This window comes from Paraburkholderia azotifigens, from assembly GCF_007995085.1.
Lineage (GTDB): Bacteria > Pseudomonadota > Gammaproteobacteria > Burkholderiales > Burkholderiaceae > Paraburkholderia > Paraburkholderia azotifigens.
In genome coordinates, this window is sequence record NZ_VOQS01000003.1 from 855484 (window position 1) to 872845 (window position 17362).

The window sequence follows — 17362 nt, forward strand, 5'->3', positions numbered from 1 at the left end:
ACGACACTGATAAACTTTCAGCAGCCTTTTCTTTTGCGCGTCCTCGCGCTTTGCCGTGCTCTTTGACGACCGCTTCGACACCTGGAGATATTGATGGAGCACGCGTACGTCCAGCTGCTGCACCTGCTTGCAGGCAACCCTGCCTGGACGCTGGCCGTCGTGTTTCTTGCCGCTTTTCTCGAAGCCGTCGCGATCATCGGGACGTTCGTGCCCGGCAGCACGGCGATGTTCATTGCGGGAGCGCTGGTCGGCACGGGTACGCTGAATCTCGGCTGGCTCTTTGCAAGCGCGATCGTAGGCGCCGTCGCGGGCGACGGCATGAGCTACTGGTTCGGCCGTCGCTATAAGGACACGATAGGCAGACTCTGGCCGTTCAGCACGCACCCCGGGCTGCTCGAAAGCGGTCAGACGTATTTCGACAAGCACGGTGCGAAGAGCGTGGTATTTGCGCGCTTCGCCGCGCCGCTGCGCGCCATTGTCCCCGTCGTCGCCGGCATGCTCGAAATGCCGCCCATGCGCTTCTACGCGATGAACGTGCTATCGGCATTGCTGTGGGCACCCGCGCATATTCTTCCGGGCGTCGTATTCGGCGCATCGATCCAGCTCGCGGGCGCCGTCTCGTTCCGGCTCGTCGCCGCGCTCGCAATCGTCGTGGCCGTCGTGTGGCTGTGCTTCTGGGTGATGCGTCTCGTCGTCTCGCATGCGCGCGCCTGGGCGAGCGCGTCGCGCAGCAGCATCGTGCACTGGGCGCGCGATCACGAAGCGCCCTACGGAAAGCTGATCTATCGCATCGTCGACCCCGAGCGCGCCGCGATCGGCCTGCTGATCGGCATTTCGGTGTTCGTGCTGCTGTGCGCGGGCATTTTCTTCGGCGTCATGCAGGACGTCGTCGCCGGCGATCCGCTCGTCCAGGTAGATGTATCGTTCTATCGTTTTCTGCAATCCGCGCAGGCGCCGTGGATAGGCGAAGCGCTCGCGCGCGCATCGACGCTCGGCAGCGTTCCGACACTCGCCGCGCTGGTCATCGCGTCGACCGTCATGATGGGGTTCGAGAAGCGCTGGCGCACGATCGTCTATTGGCTGATCGCCGTGATCTTCTCGCAGCTGCTGATCTTCGCAATGCAGGCCATCGTGCATCATGCGCCGCCCGCCGCCGCGCTGTCCGACATTTACGCATTTCCCAGCAATCACGTCGCGGCAAGCGTCACCGTGTACGGCTTTCTCGCGTTCGTGGTGGCGCGCCGCGTCAGTGCCCTGACGGGCATCGCCGTCACCGCGCTCGCGAGCCTGATCGTCATCTCCGTTGCGTTTGCAGGCCTGTATTCAGGGCGCTTCGCGTTCTCGGATGCCGTAGGCGGCGCGGCGTTCGCGGCCGTGTGGGTGGCCGTGGTCGCGCTGACGGCCGTATGGCGGCACCCGGAAACGCCGCCTTCACGCGAATACATGCCTGTCGTTTTGCTGATCGTGCTGTGCGCGAGCTTCGCCGTGCAGAACGGATTTGGACGTCAGCCGGATGCGGCGGTGCACGTGCGTCAGCGCCCTCCCGTCGTCGTCAGTCAGACGCAATGGATGGACTCGCTATGGAAGCAGTTTCCCTGCTATCGCTCGGACATGAAGGGCGACCGGCGCGAACCGATCACCGTGCAATGGACGGCCGACCGGCAGCAGATCGCCGCGCAATTGCTCAGCAGGGGTTGGCTCGAAGGCACCCGTTTCAATGCACGCAGTCTGTTCTCGCTCGTTTCGCCCGATGCACCCGCGATGGATTTGCCCGTGCTGCCCAAGCTCAATGACGGCGAACCGTCGGCACTTGTATTCAGCCGGCAGCGCACACGCCGCGACGAACGCGACGTGCTGCGCTTCTGGCGCACCAACTATGCCGTCGCGCAGCGCAACGGCATGACGCCCACGCCGATCTGGCTTGGCTCGCTCGTGCACGAAAGTCTGCTGCGGCCTTCCTGGCCCTTTAACGTGCTGCGCACCGACCGGCAACTGGACCCGCTGATTTCCGCACCATCTCACGACGGCGAATGGCGCGAACTCGAACTGTCGAGCAGCATGGGATGCACCGATATCCCCGTCACGCTGATTAGGTCCAAAGAGCGTTAGCCTGTATTGCGTTGGCTTGGGTTCGCGCAGTACGTTGCTGCTCTAGCCGTGCAACAATGAACGAGCGCATGTCGCATGCACATTCCAGGCGACGAAGCGATGCAATGTAATACGCAAGGAGCAGATTGGAATTGGTCGATCTCCACCCGTCGGCAATTTCTACATGGGGCGCAACTGTCGTTTTCGCGAACGTTCTGCTCACTCGCCTCGGCATTCCCATTCCCGCCGTGCCCGTGCTGTTGCTCGCGGGCACTGCCATCGCCAATGGCCAACTGTCTTTCTGGCATGTGCTGACGGCAGCGCTTGCCGGCGCACTGATCGGCGACGGCGCATGGTTCACCGCGGGACGGCTGCTCGGCCGCAAGCTGATCCATGCGCTCGCGCGCCTGTCGGCGGCCGTCGAAAAGCGTATGCGCAAGGCACGCGCGCTTTTCGTGCGCTTCGGGCCCGCAATCGTGTCCGTCTCCAAGTTCGTGCCTGGGCTCGCGATCATCACGCCGCCGTTGATGGGCACGACCCGCGTCGGCATTGTCATTTTCTTTGCGTGGGACGCGGTCGGCATCGCCGCATGGGCGACGTTCTGGGTGTTGGGCGGCGCCATTTTCGAGCGTCAGCTCAGTCTGTTGATCCACGAAGTGCGCGCGCACGGCTGGACGATTCTCGACGTGCTGTTCGTCATTGCAGCCGTCTATCTGGCGTTACGGTTCATCCAGCGCTGGCGCATGCAGCGGCCGCTTTCGCTTGCGCCCGTGTCGGCCGAACAGGTCGACGCGATGATGCGCGCCGACAAGCCGCCCATCGTGCTCGACGCCCGCCCCGAGGAAGTAAAGCGGCAAACACCGCAGTCCATTCCCGGCGCTTTGCCTGTCGACGTCCGTTCGCCGGATACGATCGATGCCGCGCTATTGGCGCGCGATGTCGTCGTCTATTGCGTCTGCGCCGACGATGCCACCGCAAAAGTGCTTTCGCAGCAGATGCGCGAGCGGGGCTTTACGCAGGTTCGTGCGCTAAAAGGCGGGCTCGATGCATGGGAGCGGCGCGGCTATGCCGTCGAGCCTTCTAACGGACCCGCCGTTATCGCCGCCCAATCCCGGCGCGAAAAGAACCGTGCGTCGCCACAAACGTGCGGCATTACATTGCGCGGTATCGCGCCAAGAGCAGCAGCCACCAGCTAAAAGAAGGAGCAGGTTAGCTTTATTCACCTGGATTTTGTCCGGTTCGTTTCTGGCGTCTATCCGACAGACGGGAAAGGGCACGTTCATTACTGCTTCCCTTAAGCGGCAATAGTTCTCGCATTCAAATGTGTACCTCCGAAGCAAGCCGGAAAGTTTCTGCCTAGAATGCGCTCCTTGACATGCGGTGATTTAAAAAAGCCGCTCGTTCAGGTAGTTTCCCGAGTTCAAGGTATGCGCTGGCTATTCGTCTTCTGGTTTATTCTTGGCGTCGCGTATGTGGCAAGGCGAGGCAATGCCCGCTTCACGTTCGGGCGTCAGTTATCGGATCACTCGACGTTTCTGGCGCCCATTAACTGCCTTTGCTATCTGTCGACCGCAAGCGCTTCTTCGCGGATGCCAGCAATACTATTGGCGCGACGGTGAAGCCGTGATGTTCGACGAGACCTACATTCACTACGCAAAGAACGAAACCGACGTGTCGCGCATCGTGTTGTTCTGCGACGTCGAGCGTCCCATGTACTTCGGCTGGGCTGCCGGATTGAACCGGATGTTCTCGAATGTCGTGATGCGCTCAGCGAGTTGGCCGAACGAAGCAGGCGACCGCACGGGCTTTTTGAACCGCGTGTTCAAATACGTGTATGCGATTCGCCGCGTCGGCAAGCGCCTCAAGGCGTGGCATCGCCCAACGTACTACGTCGTCAAATGGGTGCTGTTCGGTTCTATTTTCGCGGGCACCGTTTATGCGCTGTAAAGCACGCTCTTCGAGCGGCTCGCTCTAGCCCCAACGACGCGTGCAGACGCTTAACCGCGCACCGCTTCCTGAACGGGCGCGACGCCACCGACGACAATCCGGTCGCGCCCCGTTGCCTTCGCCTGATACAGACTTCGGTCGACTTCCTGCAGCCACGTGTGATAGTCAGGCAGATCGTCAGTCAGTTGGGCAATGCCAACGCTGATCGTGCACGGGCATTCCTTCGACGCCTCTCTGGTTTTTTCCCGCACGCGCTGCACCAGCACCTTCGCGACGGTGTGCGCTTCGCGCAGCGTCGCGCCCGGCAATACGACGCCGAACTCCTCGCCGCCATAGCGCCCGATGCTGTCGCCTGCGCGGAAGTGACTGCGCAGCAGATCGGCGAACGCTTGCAGCACCGCGTCGCCGGCGGGATGGCCCAGCGTGTCGTTGATTCGCTTGAAGTGATCGAGGTCGATCAGCATCAGGCACGACGCGTAGCGGTTCGCGCGGCAACGCTCGAACTCTTCTGCGAGCAGCCCTTCCCAGTGACGGCGATTCCACAAGCGCGTCAAGCCGTCTGTGCGGCTCAGATGCTCGAGTTCGCGCGTGCGCTGCGCGAGCTTCAGCGACAGGCGATAGCTGGTAAAACCCAAAGCAAGCGGATAAATGACGAGGAACGGCAGGCACGCAAGGATGGTCGGCATTTGCGACATCGGCGAAAAGACAAAGCCGACCGTGAGGAGCCCGACCAGCATGCCGAGCACATGCGCGACCAGGCCGCGGGCAAAGACCTGCAATCCGCCTGCGCCGATGTTGTTCATGCTGAGCATGGCGAGAATCAGCACGCTGGGCAGCACGTTGAACTGCATCGCTACCACCCAGAAGCCGCCGAACATGGCGTCGACCATCAGGTTCAGGCGCTCGCCGCGAAACGGCACTTCACACGCCAGCGCTGCGCGCCGCGCGACATGCGGCCAGACGAAACCATGAAAAACGAGGAGTGACCACAGCACGAAGCCGCGATGCTGTAGCGCGAAGACGGACGCGACGCAAAAAAAGCCCAGCCCCAAACCCGCAATGCGCAAGCGGTAGATGCGCTCGACGAAGCTTTTCCCTTGCCCGGCCCTGCTTTTCGTTGCCAACTTCATCGATCCCTGAGCAAGTGACTGCGAGAGTGATGGCACGCCTCTAAACATGCACCGCGCGTGCCGAGATCTCTATGTGCGCCAAGCCTTGATACAACTGTTGCAGTTTTCGATGCAGTTGCAACGTTGTCGATTGGTATAAAAATGATACCAGCATATGCAGGGTGCAATTAGTCCATTTACGAAGTGGAAACGCTTCTGTCGTTTTTCGTTGTATTCGCACAAGCCGCAATGGATGTTTAACGTTTGCGCGCCATCGCCAACGAAGTTGGCATGCACGATCCCGGCAGCACGCTGTCTGTTGGATATGAGGCAAACGAATCAGCTGAAGTGAGTCAAAAGCGGCGCAAACGGATATTTGCGCCGTTCGCGCTCAGTGGCCGCTGATCAAAGGTACGGATGAAGCCGCCGACATTTCGAAGCCGCGCTGCGTGAGCCACACTTCCTGTTGCAGCCAGTCGCGAAACACGGCCACGTGTGGCAGGTCGCCCTGCTCCGGACGCGTCACGAGCCAATACGACTGATGTCCGTCGACATGCACGTTGAGCACCTGCACGAGTTGTCCATTCGCGAGTTCGTGCGCAATCATATGACGATCGGCGATCGTGATGCCGAGGCCGTCGATCGCCGCGCGGATCGCGTGATCGAGCAGATCGAATTCGAACCCGCCCGACGTGTCCACGCCTTCGATGCCCGCTGCCTTCAGCCAATGCTGCCAGGTCAGATAGCGCTGGTTGTCGCCGGCTAAAACATGCAGCAGCGTGAATTGATTGAGGTCGATGACTTCATTTCCTGACTGACGCGCCAGCAAGGCAGGCGAACACACTGCAATGTGCCGCTCGTTCATCAGCAGCAGATTGTCGAGACCTTCCCATTCGCCATTACCGAAACGGATCGCGCAATCGAGCACACTCGATTCGCCGAGATTGTCTTCGAGCCGCGTCGACAGACTCAGTTCGAGTTCGGGACGTTCCGTATGCAAGCGCCCCAGCCGCGGCAGAAACCAGCGGCTCGCGAAGGTGGGCGGCGCATTGACCCGCAAGCGGTTCAGGTGCGTCTTCTCCTGAATGGAGCGCACGGTCCATTCGATCTTGTCGAACGAATGCTGCAAGGCCTGCAACAGCACGCGGCCCGAAGCCGTGAGATCCAGATGATGATGCCTGCGCTGCAGCAGCGATTCGCCGAGCTGCTCTTCGAGTTGGCGCACCTGACGGCTCACCGCGCTTTGCGTGACGTTGAGCAATTCCGCCGCACGCGTGAAGCTGCCCGTGCGTCCCGCCACTTCGAAGGCTTTGAGCGCATTCAGCGCTGGCATTTTTCTTTTCAAGCTGGTCTCGTTTCTCGATGGGCGCGCAAACGCCAGACGAGCATTTTAGCGTCAGCGCACTAGCGTTCTCTTCATGCAATGTGCCAATGGCGAGGCGAAATCAGCAGCGCCAGAACGCATTGATGCGAAGCACAAATGTTGAGGGGCATATCCGTCACGCGTTTGTCATCGTACCGACATACTGGCCTTGCAGCATCGGAAATCCCCCCGACCACCCGAGGCCCAGGCCATGCCGGAACTCTCATACCCGCAAACAGGCACTGCGAGTGCCAGGAATCGCAACTTGGGACTTGCCGTCTTTGTCATTGCGCTTGTCGCCGGCGCAATCTATTGCGCGTTCCAATTGATCGGCGACCTCGAATCCGTGCGCATGGGTTCGCTCCTGCCTTACCTGCTGCTTGGCGTCGCTCTTCTGATCGCACTCGGCTTCGAGTTCGTCAATGGCTTTCACGACACGGCCAATGCCGTGGCTACCGTGATCTATACGCACTCGCTCGCGCCGAGCGTTGCGGTCGTGTGGTCCGGCACATGGAATTTTCTCGGCGTGCTGACTTCGAGCGGCGCAGTCGCATTCGGCATTCTGCAGTTGCTGCCTGTCGAACTGATTCTTCAGGTTGGCAGCAGCGCAGGCTTCTCGATGGTGTTCGCGCTGCTCATCGCCGCGATCATCTGGAACCTGGGCACATGGTGGTTCGGACTGCCGTCGTCGAGTTCGCACACGCTGATCGGCTCGATCATCGGCGTCGGTCTGATGAACCAGATGCTGCACGGCGCGGACGGCACGAGCGGCGTCGACTGGAGCCAGGCTGCGGGCGTCGGCAAGTCGTTGCTGTTCTCGCCGCTCGTCGGCTTTCTGCTCGCAGCGCTTCTGCTGCTGGTTCTCAAGGCACTCGTGCGCGTGCCTGCGCTGTACGCCGAGCCGAAAGGAAAAGAACCGCCGCCGTTCTGGATTCGCGTACTGCTGATCCTGACGTGCACGGGCGTATCGTTCGCGCACGGCTCGAACGACGGTCAGAAAGGCATGGGTCTCATCATGTTGATCCTGATCGGCACGGTGCCGACTGCTTACGCGCTCAACAAGGCCGTGACAGCGAGCGAAACACAGACCTTCCTCGCCGTCTCGCAGCAGGCTTCGACCGCGCTCGGCAAGTACGCGGCGCAAGGCGTGCCGCCCGTCGTCGCGCCGCGCAGCGAAGTGGAGAACTACGTCCGTACTCGTCAGCTGACGCCTGCAACCGTGCCCGCGCTGCAGAAGCTGGCGGAGCAGATCGGCCAGCAGGTCAGCACATCGGGTTCGATGGCGAACGTGCCGCAAGACAAGGTCGATAACGTGCGCAACAACATGTACGTCGCGTCCGAAGCGATCCGTCTGATGGAAAAGGCTAAGCAGCCCGCGTTTGCCGCAGACGACGCCAAGGCGATCGACAACTTCAGGAAGCAGATGGATCACGCGACCAAGTTCATTCCGACGTGGGTGAAAGTCGCTGTCGCGATTGCGCTGGGCCTCGGCACGATGGTCGGCTGGAAGCGCATCGTCGTGACAGTTGGCGAAAAAATCGGCAAGCAGCATCTGACCTATGGCCAGGGCGCATCGGCCGAACTCGTCGCGATGGTCACGATCGGCGCGGCCGATATGTATGGCCTGCCCGTATCGACCACGCACGTGTTGTCTTCGGGCGTCGCCGGCACGATGGCGGCCAACGGCTCCGGTCTGCAATGGGCCACCGTGCGCAGCCTCGTGCTCGCCTGGGTGCTGACCTTGCCGGTATCGATCGCGCTGTCCGCTGGTCTTTACTGGCTGTTCCGTCATCTGTTCTGACGGCATGCGATTCGCCCTGCGCGATGCGGGGCGAGCGTCGCTGCAACGCCGATGCAACGAAGCAGCGACGGCAAAAGAAAAAGCGCGGCAATTGCCGCGCTTTTCATTTCACTCTATACAAGCAGCGTTCAATAGACGTCGGGCACGATCATCGAATCCGGCACGGGATGACGGATGTACTCTTCGTGGAAGACGCGTTCGGGCAGCACGATCGACGGATGATCGATCTCGTGATACGGCACCTGGCTCAGCAGATGGCTAATACAGTTCAGGCGCGCGCGTTTCTTGTCGACAGCCTGCACGACCCACCACGGTGCTTCGGGAATGTGCGAACGCTGCAGCATCACCTCTTTCGCTTGCGTGTACATCTCCCAGCGGCGACGGCTTTCCAGATCCATCGGGCTCAGCTTCCACTGCTTAAGAGGATCCTGAATGCGCGCCTGGAAACGGATTTCCTGCTCTTCATCGGTGATCGAAAACCAGTACTTGATGATCTGCACACCGCTGCGCACGAGCATCTTTTCGAACTCAGGCACCGAGCGGAAGAACTCTTCGTATTCGTCATCCGTGCAGAAACCCATCACACGTTCGACGCCTGCGCGGTTGTACCAGCTGCGATCGAACAGCACCATTTCGCCGCCCGCGGGCAGATGACTGACATAACGCTGGAAATACCATTGCGTGCGTTCGCGGTTGTTCGGCGCGGGCAGCGCCGCGACGCGGCAGACGCGTGGGTTCAGGCGTTGCGTGATGCGCTTGATCGCGCCACCCTTGCCGGCCGCATCGCGGCCTTCGAAGATTACGACGAGGCGATGCCCCGTCTTGACGATCCAGTCCTGCAGCTTGACGAGTTCGCCTTGCAGACGAAACAGCTCGCGGAAATACTGTTTGCGCAATTCGCGCGCTTCGGGCGTGAAGCCTTCCGAGCCGTCGAGGATGCGGTCGTCGACTTCCATTTCGAGTTCCTCGTCGTATGCATCGACGAGCTCCTCTTCGAAGCGGCGCTGCCGTGCGGCGAGCGATGCAGCGTCAAGTTCCTGCTCGGATTCCTTCATCACAGTGGCTCCTGTTTTTTCCGTTCGACGGAAAGGTTTTACGCTGCGCGTGGGCTCTTGTGATTGTGAACGTTCTGGGTGTCAGTCATATTACTCTCCTGCCGCCACCGGATCTTTTCAAGCCCTTTTCAAAGCCTCCTGGCAATGCTGATCTCGTGCCCGTCGGGATCGCAGATATGAAAATAGCGCTCGCCCCATGAAGCATCGGCCGGCGGCGCCTCCGGCCGGTATCCTGCTGCCAGCGCTTTCTGATAGACGGCGTCCACGTCTGACACATGCACGATCACGCGTCCCCACCAGAGAACGGGCCCTCGCGTGTCGAGAATCAGGTTCAGATAGGTGCCGCCGAATTCGAACGACGTGAACGCCTCGGATGGCCCGCCATAAGACAACGGAAATCCGAGCGCCAGATAAAACGCAACGGCCCGCTCCATGTCATGCGTCGCGAGCGTGACGGCACTCAGTCCTTCGAATCGTGGTCCGGTGGCATCGTCGTGTGATTGAGGCTGATTCATCGCTTTCTCCCGCGTCTGAAAGTGAAAACAGCGGACCCCGCCTGTCGGCGATGTCCGCTGCAAAGCGAGTCGACCGGGCGCCGTGCATACCGCGACGCGACGCCCAGGCCTGCCGTCCGATCAGGGTATCACTCGCGTCACGCCGCGTCCGCGCGGATCCGATACGGCGTCCGGCGTTTCGCCGTCGATCTTGATCGCCTGGATGTCGCCGTTGAAGTCCTGCGCCTTAAGCTTATAGCCCTTTGCTTCGACCTGCTTCGCAAGGTCGCCGTCGATGGGTGCATACGGCTCCCAGAAAATCGTGTTCGGCGGCAACAGCTGATGGTGGAAACGCATCGCGCCAACGGCTTCCTTCAACGGCATGTTGAAGTCGTACACGTTGTTGATCACCTGGAAGATCGACGTGAAGATACGCGATCCGCCCGGTGTGCCGATCACCAGCGACACCTTGCCGTCCTTCGTCATGATGGTCGGCGTCATCGACGACAATGGGCGCTTCTTCGGCTCGATCGAATTCGCGTCGCTGCCGACCACACCGAACATGTTCGGCACGCCAGGCTTCGATGCGAAGTCGTCCATCTCGTCGTTCAGCACGATGCCCGTGCCTTCCGCCACGACGCCCGAACCGAAATAGCCGTTGATGGTGTACGTGTTCGACACGGCATTGCCCCATTTGTCGACCACCGAAAAGTGCGTCGTCTCCGCCTTCTCGGGCATCGACATGCCGAGCCCCGCCACCACGCTCTTCGTGTCCGACGGCGCGGACGGATTCACTTCGGAGGCACGCTTCGCGATGTAGGCATCGTCCGTCAGTTGCGCGACGGGCACCTTGTAGAAATCCGGATCGCCAAGATATTGCGCGCGGTCCGCAAAGACACGCTTTTCAATTTCCGCAATCAGGTGAATGTACTGCGGCGAGTTGAGATCGACATTCGTGAAATCGCTCTTCAGATCCGCTTTCATCTTCAGCAACTGCACGAGTCCAATGCCGCCCGAACTCGGCGGCGGCGCAGTGATCACGCGATAGCCGTTCCAGTTCGCCTGAACGGGCTGACGCCAGACGGCCTTGTACTCCTGCAGATCGCGCTTCGTGATGAGGCCATGCCCTTTCATCGACGATGCAATCAGATCCGCCGTCTTGCCGTTATAGAACTCGCGCGCGCCCTGATTGGCGATGCGCGTCAATACGGCGGCGAGATCGGGCTGCTTGAAATTGACGCCCTCTTTCAGATTGCCGAAGTAGGTATCGAAGTTCGTCTTGCCCGCAAAGTCTTTCTCGGCATCTTCGCGCCGCCTGGCGAGTTGTGCATCGACTTCGAAACCGTCGCGTGCATACTTGATGGCCGGCGCGAGAACCTGCTTCCATTTGAGCTTGCCGAATCGGTGCTGCGCTTCCCACATGCCCGCAACCGTGCCCGGCACGCCCGCCGCGTAATAGCCATACAGGCTCTTACCCTTGATCACGTTGCCCTGATCATCGAGATACATGTTGCGCGTCGCGGCCAGCGGTGCGCGCTCGCGGTAGTCGATGAAATACGGCTTGCCGTTCACATACAAGGTCATGAAACCGCCGCCGCCGATATTGCCTGCTTCCGGGTACGTGACGGCCAGCGTGAACGCGATGGCGACAGCGGCGTCGACAGCATTGCCGCCTTCCTTGAAGATCTGTTCGGCAGCATCGGCGCTGTACTTGTCAGCGACAGCGATGGCCGATGCGTTGAGTACCGGTTTCTGCGCAGAGGGCGCTTTCGCGTAGGCGGGGGCGGATTCGAGAAAACCCGCTGAAGCGGTGAACAGTCCAACGACAGCGAATGCTGTTGCAGAGAACCTTGCTTTATCGATTAGTTTCAATGCATGTCTCCCAAGACGTCATTTATTAAACAAACGAAAAGAGCTTGTCTTGGGCTTATAACACGCAAAGCGTGCTTCTGAAACGACCCCATGCGCAACGCATAGGGCCGCACTCAAGCTTCTATTCGAAGCGCATTAAAGCAGGAGCGCAATCAGGCAGTGGTGGATTCCTTGAGCACCTGTGAAGCCACTTCATCCACGGCGGCCTTGGCCAGCTTGACGATCTCATCGACTTCGTCGCGCGTCGTCACGAGCGGCGGCGCGAAGCCGAGGATGTCGCCGTGCGGCATGGCGCGCGCGATCAAGCCGCGTTGCATTGCAGCCGCCGACACGCGCGGGCCGACTTTCAGCGCGGCATCGAATGGACGGCGCTCTTCCTTGTTCGCCATGAACTCGAGCGCCGCCAGCATGCCTGCGCCGCGCACTTCGCCGACGAGCGGATGCGAGTCAAATGCGTCGCGCAGTTGCTGCAGCAGATAGCCGCCGACATCGGCCGCATTCTGCGTGAGGTTCTCGCGCTCGAGAATGTCGAGATTCGCAAGCGCCGCAGCAGCGCAAACCGGATGTCCCGAATAGGTCCAGCCATGGCCCATCGGACCATGTTCCTGCGAGCCTTGCGCGATCACATCCCAAACCTTCTCGCCGACGATCACAGCGGACAGCGGCGCATAGGCGCTCGTCAAACCCTTCGCGACCGTGATGAGATCCGGTTCGATGCCGTAATGCTGTGCGCCCATCTTCGAGCCTAGCCGGCCAAAGCCACATACGACTTCATCGCTGATCAGCAGAATGTCGTGCTTCTTCAGCACCTTCTGGATTGCGGGCCAGTAACCGGCCGGCGGCGGCAGGATACCGCCCGTGCCCATCACCGGCTCGCCGATGAAAGCGGCAATCGTGTCCGCGCCTTCTTTCGCGATCAGCTTCTCGAGTTCTTCGACGCAATAGTCGACGAACTGCGCTTCGCTCATGCCTGCAGGCGCCTGACGATACCAATGCGGACACACGGTATGCTTGACACGATCGATGGGCAGATCGAAGTGCTGATGAAAGCTCGGCAATCCCGTCAGACTGCCCGTGACGATACCCGAGCCGTGATAGCCGCGCTGCCGCGAAATGATCTTCTTCTTGTTGGGGCGGCCCTTCACATTGTTGTAGTACCAGACGATCTTGATCTGCGTTTCATTCGCGTCGGAACCGGACAAACCGTAGTACACCTTCTTCATGCCCTTCGGCGACCAGTCGATGATGCGCGACGACAATTCGATGATCGTATCCGTCGAATGACCGACATACGTGTGGTAATACGCGAGCTTCTTCGCCTGCTCGTAGATCGCGTCGGCGACTTCCGTGCGGCCGTAACCGATGTTCACGCAGTAAAGGCCCGCGAATGCGTCGATGAACGACTTGCCTTGATGATCTTCGATGCGGATGCCTTTCGCGCCCGTCACGATGCGGCCTGGCAGCGCGCCGCTTGCGTGATCGTGAGCGTGCGTCGACGGATGCATGAAATGCGCGCGGTCTGCGCTAAACAGTTGATCGAGCTGGGTCATGGGACACTCCGTTTGATCGATAGTGAATAAAGAGGCTCACGCGGCGAGCGGCCGGTGAACAGAACCAACAGCATCGGCGACGGGCAAACCCAGTTGACCGAGGCAGAAGTAACGCGTTTCGACAAATGGCTCAAAGCCTTCGAGTCCGCCTTCGCGGCCCAGACCCGATGCCTTCATGCCGCCGAATGGAATCGGCGCGCCTGTGAATTTCGCGCCGTTCACGGAGACCATTGCGAAGTCCAGTTGACGAATCACCTGAAAGACGGTGTTCAGATCTTTCGCGCAAAGATACGCGGCAAGACCATGCTCGGTGTCGTTCGCGCGTGCGATCGCTTCTTCCAGCGTGTCGAATGGAGACACGGCTGAAATGGGTGCGAAGTTCTCTTCGTCGTAGATGCGCATACCTTTCGCGGCGTCGGCGACCACAGTCGGCTCGAAGAACCATCCGCCGCGCGCATGCGGCGTTCCACCGACCAGAATGCGTGCGCCTTTTGCGCGCGCATCGTCGACGCGTAGCTGCGTCGAATCGAATGCAGCCTGATGCATCAGCGGCCCGACCTCGCTGCCTGGTTCGAACGCCGAGCCCACTTTCAATGCGCGCACGGCCTGTGCATAGTGTTCGACGAACGTGTCGTACACGGGACGTGCGACGAGAATGCGATTGGCCGCGCAGCAGTCCTGCCCCGACGTCTGAAACTTCGCAGCGACGGCAACGCGCACCGCCTGTTCGAGATCGGCGTCTTCCGTCACGATGAACGGCGCATTGCCGCCGAGTTCGAGTGCCGTCTTCTTGATGCCGCTTTGTGCGGCGGCTTGCATCACGAGGCTGCCGACACGCGTGGAGCCTGTAAAGCTAACGGTGCGTACACGCGGATCGCGCACCAGCGTTTCCATCGCCATTTGAGGCTGGCCGAGTACGACATTGAAGACACCGGGCGGAAAGCCTGCTTCTTCTGCGAGCTGTGCGAGCGCGAGCGCGGAGAACGGCGTCTCGTGCGCGGGCTTCACGACGACCGTGCAACCCGCGGCCAGTGCGGCGGCCGCCTTGCGCGTGATCATTGCGTTCGGGAAATTCCACGGCGTGATCAAGGCGGCCACGCCGACGGGTTCCATGATCGTGCCGAGATGCGCGCCGTCGATGTGTGTCGGAATGGTACGGCCATTCAGCCGCTTGCCTTCATGCGCGAACCATTCGATGAAGCTTGCGCCGTAGGCGATTTCGCCTTGTGCTTCGGCGAGCGGCTTGCCTTGTTCGAGGGCGAGTATTCCTGCGAGATCGTTCTGGTGGCGTAGCACGAGTTCGTGCCAGCGAAGCAGCAACGCTGCGCGTTTCGCGACTGGCACCCAGCGCCAGGATTCGAATGCTTTTTGCGCGGCTGTGACTGCTTCTGTGATCTGTTGCTGTTCGAGCATCGGGACGTGGCCGATGACCTCCTGATCGGCAGGGTTCTGTACCGCGACCGTCGCGGCGGTATCGCTGTGGATCCAGCGGCCGTTTATGTAACACAATGATTTGAACAGAACGGGATGACCTAGCAGCATGGTGATCTCCTGTGAACGGGTTTCCAGTTTATGGGCGCTGCGCGCCTGGTTCTTTTTGTTTGCGGTTTTGGGTGTTGGTGTTTTTTCTTTTTTTTGTTTGGTTTGTTGGGGTTTTCTTTGTTGGCGTCCGCGTTTTGCTTCTGGTTTATTAGCGTTGTGCCTGTGCTGGCGTCCGCGATGTCGTATCGGTACTCCATGCGTTGCCCCTGTGCGGGGCGGCACCTACTTTTCTTTGCAGCGGCAAAGAAAAGTAGGCAAAAGAAAGCCGCTCACACCGCCAGCTCTAGTGGTTGCCTGCGGGCCCCCAACGGGTCCCGCACTCCACACGGCAACGCGCTATTTCATGTGCGTTGCCAACGTCTCTAACAGGCGCATCACCCGCTCCAGTCACCCGTAGCGCAGCCAGCGGCAGCGAATCGTCCGCGCCGCCCAGGTGGCAAACGGTGTGTAGGTTGTCGCACCTTACGCGTTCGCGTTTCTACGACACCGATCTCGCTTTTCAGTCCGGAGTGGTGCAGTTCCATCGCGACGGCCTACACACAGTTTGCCACCTGGGCGGCCGTGGACTTCCTGGTAACGCAGTACGTGACGCTGGAGTGTGAAGTGGGTGAGGCGAATCCAGGAGCGCTGGCAACGAGCATTGACTAGTTCGATGCCGCGTGGAGTGCGGGACCCGTGGGGGCCCGCAGGCAATGACTAGCATTAGCGGGGTTAGCCCGCTTTCTTTGCTTAGGAAGGTCTGAACAACCCGTTTTCTGCCTGGGATCTTTAACTGGCACGCGCGCAGTGGAATTCGCGTCCTCATTCACGCTGTGTTGAACCGATGCCGGTCGCATCTTGCGCATGGACGCTGCGCCTTTGGGGGGCGTCTTCGCCCTTCATTTCGCTTTACCGAGCACCCCGCGAGCCAGCCAGAGATTGATCAGCGCGAACTGCGTTTCGATCTGCGCCGTGTTTTTCGCCAGTCCCCGATACCGCGCCTTCAGATAGCCGAACTGACATTTGAGCACCCGAAACGGGTGCTCAACCTTCGCCCGCACGCCCGCCTTGAGCCGCTCGACTTTCTCGTAGATTCTGTCGAGCCGCTTGCTTTTGTCCAGCTTTCTTCGCTTGCTCGGCCTCATCGCCACGTGCCACTGGACCGCCCCCGTTTCGCCCCGCTTCTCGATGCCCACGTAGCCCGCATCGGCAAACGCAACCTGCTCGTCGCCGTGCAACAGTTCATGCGCCACCGTGATGTCGTGAACATTTGCCGGCGTGCACTTCACGGTATGCACCAGCCCCGACTCCACATCGACTCCGATGTGCGCCTTCATACCGAAGTACCAGCTGCCGCCCTTTTGCGTCTGGCTCATCTCGGGGTCTCGCGTGCCGGCCTTCTTCGTCGAACTGGGTGCCGAAATCAGCGTTGCGTCGACCGCCGAGCCCACCTTGAGCATCAGGCCCTTCGCCTGCAGGATCTCGTTGACCGTCGCCAGCATTCTGGCCGACAGCTCATGGGCCTCAAGCAGGTGCCGGAATCGCAGGATCGTGCTCTCGTCAGGCAGCCGCGTCATACCCGTGCCCAGCAGCGCAAACTCCCGATACAGCGGGATGTCGTGCAGCGCCTCCTCCATCGCCGGGTCCGAGAGGCTGAACCATTGCTGCATGAAGTGAATGCGCAACATCGTTGCGACTGGGAACGGTGGGCGGCCGGTCTTGCCTTTCGGATAGTGCGGTTCGATGAGCGCAATCAGCTTCTGCCACGGCACCACGCGCGTCATCTCATCGAGAAACTCGCGCTTGCGAGTGCGCTTCGTTGACAGATCCAGACCAAGACCAAGTTGTGTCATCACGCCACTCCATGAATTCTCCTGATCCCAGGATAGTCCAAGCTCACGTCAATGCCAGGACTTTTGCAGAAATTCCCTTACTTTCTTTGCGGCGGCAAAGAAAGTAAGTGCCGCCCCGCACAGGGGCAACGCCTGAAGCACCGCTACGAATTCGCGGATGCCAGCGCAGCAAAAAACCGCGGAAGCCAGCGCAGCAAAAAATCCTGGAATGGCGACTGCGTCGCAGACAACAAACCTCAATCTTCCCACTCAGGCACACCCTCAGGCACACCTTTAACCACTTTAGTCACCACATAGGTGAAATACTTTTCAATCCCTAGCTCATCGGTAAGCAGAGCATCGATAAACCGCTGATAGTGATCGATATCCCGCGCGACAACGTGAAGTACATAGTCAACCCCGCCGCCAGTGGCATAACACTGAGTAACTTCAGAAGCAGCAGAAACCCGCTCCTCAAACCTGCGCATGTCATGCGCGGTATGCCTCGCGAGCGCCACCTCGACAACGATACGACTGCCCGCAAAGGCTTTTGTCCAGTCGACATCCGTCCGATACCCACGAATCACACCACTCTCTTCCAGTCGCCGCACACGCTCCCATGCGGGCGAAATAGAAAGATTCACTTCCTCGGCAAGACGCGACTTCGTAATACGTCCGTCCCGCGCGAGGATGCGAAGAATAGCGAGATCGTAGCGATCGAGTTTCATCA

At 60.2% G+C, this 17362-nt stretch carries 12 protein-coding genes and 1 pseudogene; 4 read left to right on the forward strand and 9 right to left on the reverse strand.

Translation table 11 applies throughout. From position 1 onward, the window contains the following. The first annotated feature begins 93 nt into the window (after positions 1 to 93). The 3 genes and pseudogenes from FRZ40_RS21060 to FRZ40_RS21070 all read left to right on the forward strand — a co-directional run. Positions 94 to 2109, forward strand: coding sequence for a bifunctional DedA family/phosphatase PAP2 family protein (locus tag FRZ40_RS21060; protein ID WP_147235466.1), 2016 nt, complete (start codon positions 94 to 96; stop codon positions 2107 to 2109). A gap of 131 nt (positions 2110 to 2240) precedes the next feature. Then, a complete protein-coding gene (locus FRZ40_RS21065; RefSeq protein ID WP_028369034.1) occupies positions 2241 to 3284 on the forward strand; it encodes a VTT domain-containing protein in 1044 nt (347 codons plus the stop codon). 403 nt (positions 3285 to 3687) lie between these two features. Next, positions 3688 to 4035 (forward strand): annotated as a pseudogene (locus FRZ40_RS21070) (aspartyl/asparaginyl beta-hydroxylase domain-containing protein); the annotation flags it as partial. A gap of 50 nt (positions 4036 to 4085) precedes the next feature. Here FRZ40_RS21070 and FRZ40_RS21075 read toward each other — a convergent pair. After that, positions 4086 to 5165 (reverse strand): diguanylate cyclase, encoded by a 1080-nt coding sequence (locus FRZ40_RS21075; RefSeq protein WP_240057250.1) that lies wholly within the window; start codon positions 5163 to 5165, stop codon positions 4086 to 4088. Between the two features lie 370 nt (positions 5166 to 5535). After that, positions 5536 to 6477 carry a LysR substrate-binding domain-containing protein gene (locus FRZ40_RS21080; protein WP_147235468.1) on the reverse strand — a complete coding sequence of 314 codons (942 nt, stop codon included), beginning with the start codon at positions 6475 to 6477 and terminating at the stop codon, positions 5536 to 5538. A 241-nt stretch (positions 6478 to 6718) separates the two neighbouring features. On the opposite strand from FRZ40_RS21080, the gene FRZ40_RS21085 reads away from it, so the two are divergent. Continuing rightward, positions 6719 to 8308, forward strand: coding sequence for an inorganic phosphate transporter (locus tag FRZ40_RS21085; protein ID WP_147235469.1), 1590 nt, complete (start codon positions 6719 to 6721; stop codon positions 8306 to 8308). 128 nt (positions 8309 to 8436) lie between these two features. Here the strand turns inward: FRZ40_RS21085 and ppk2 are convergent, their stop codons facing one another. The 7 genes from ppk2 to FRZ40_RS21120 form a co-directional block, all read right to left on the reverse strand. Beyond that, positions 8437 to 9363, reverse strand: coding sequence for a polyphosphate kinase 2 (gene ppk2 / locus FRZ40_RS21090; RefSeq protein ID WP_028369030.1), 927 nt, complete (start codon positions 9361 to 9363; stop codon positions 8437 to 8439). Between the two features lie 128 nt (positions 9364 to 9491). Next, a complete protein-coding gene (locus FRZ40_RS21095) occupies positions 9492 to 9878 on the reverse strand; it encodes a VOC family protein (protein WP_028369029.1) in 387 nt (128 codons plus the stop codon). Positions 9879 to 9998: 120 nt separating this feature from the next. Next, positions 9999 to 11729 (reverse strand): gamma-glutamyltransferase, encoded by a 1731-nt coding sequence (ggt, locus tag FRZ40_RS21100; RefSeq protein ID WP_147235470.1) that lies wholly within the window; start codon positions 11727 to 11729, stop codon positions 9999 to 10001. Between the two features lie 152 nt (positions 11730 to 11881). Then, positions 11882 to 13279, reverse strand: coding sequence for an aspartate aminotransferase family protein (locus FRZ40_RS21105; protein ID WP_147235471.1), 1398 nt, complete (start codon positions 13277 to 13279; stop codon positions 11882 to 11884). A 36-nt stretch (positions 13280 to 13315) separates the two neighbouring features. Then, positions 13316 to 14821 carry an NAD-dependent succinate-semialdehyde dehydrogenase gene (locus FRZ40_RS21110; RefSeq protein ID WP_147235472.1) on the reverse strand — a complete coding sequence of 502 codons (1506 nt, stop codon included), beginning with the start codon at positions 14819 to 14821 and terminating at the stop codon, positions 13316 to 13318. An 878-nt stretch (positions 14822 to 15699) separates the two neighbouring features. Then, positions 15700 to 16653: an IS5 family transposase gene (locus FRZ40_RS21115; protein ID WP_147232985.1), complete on the reverse strand. Its 954-nt coding sequence runs from the start codon at positions 16651 to 16653 to the stop codon at positions 15700 to 15702. A gap of 236 nt (positions 16654 to 16889) precedes the next feature. After that, positions 16890 to 17360 (reverse strand): Lrp/AsnC family transcriptional regulator, encoded by a 471-nt coding sequence (locus tag FRZ40_RS21120; protein WP_147236753.1) that lies wholly within the window; start codon positions 17358 to 17360, stop codon positions 16890 to 16892. Positions 17361 to 17362 lie beyond the last annotated feature (2 nt).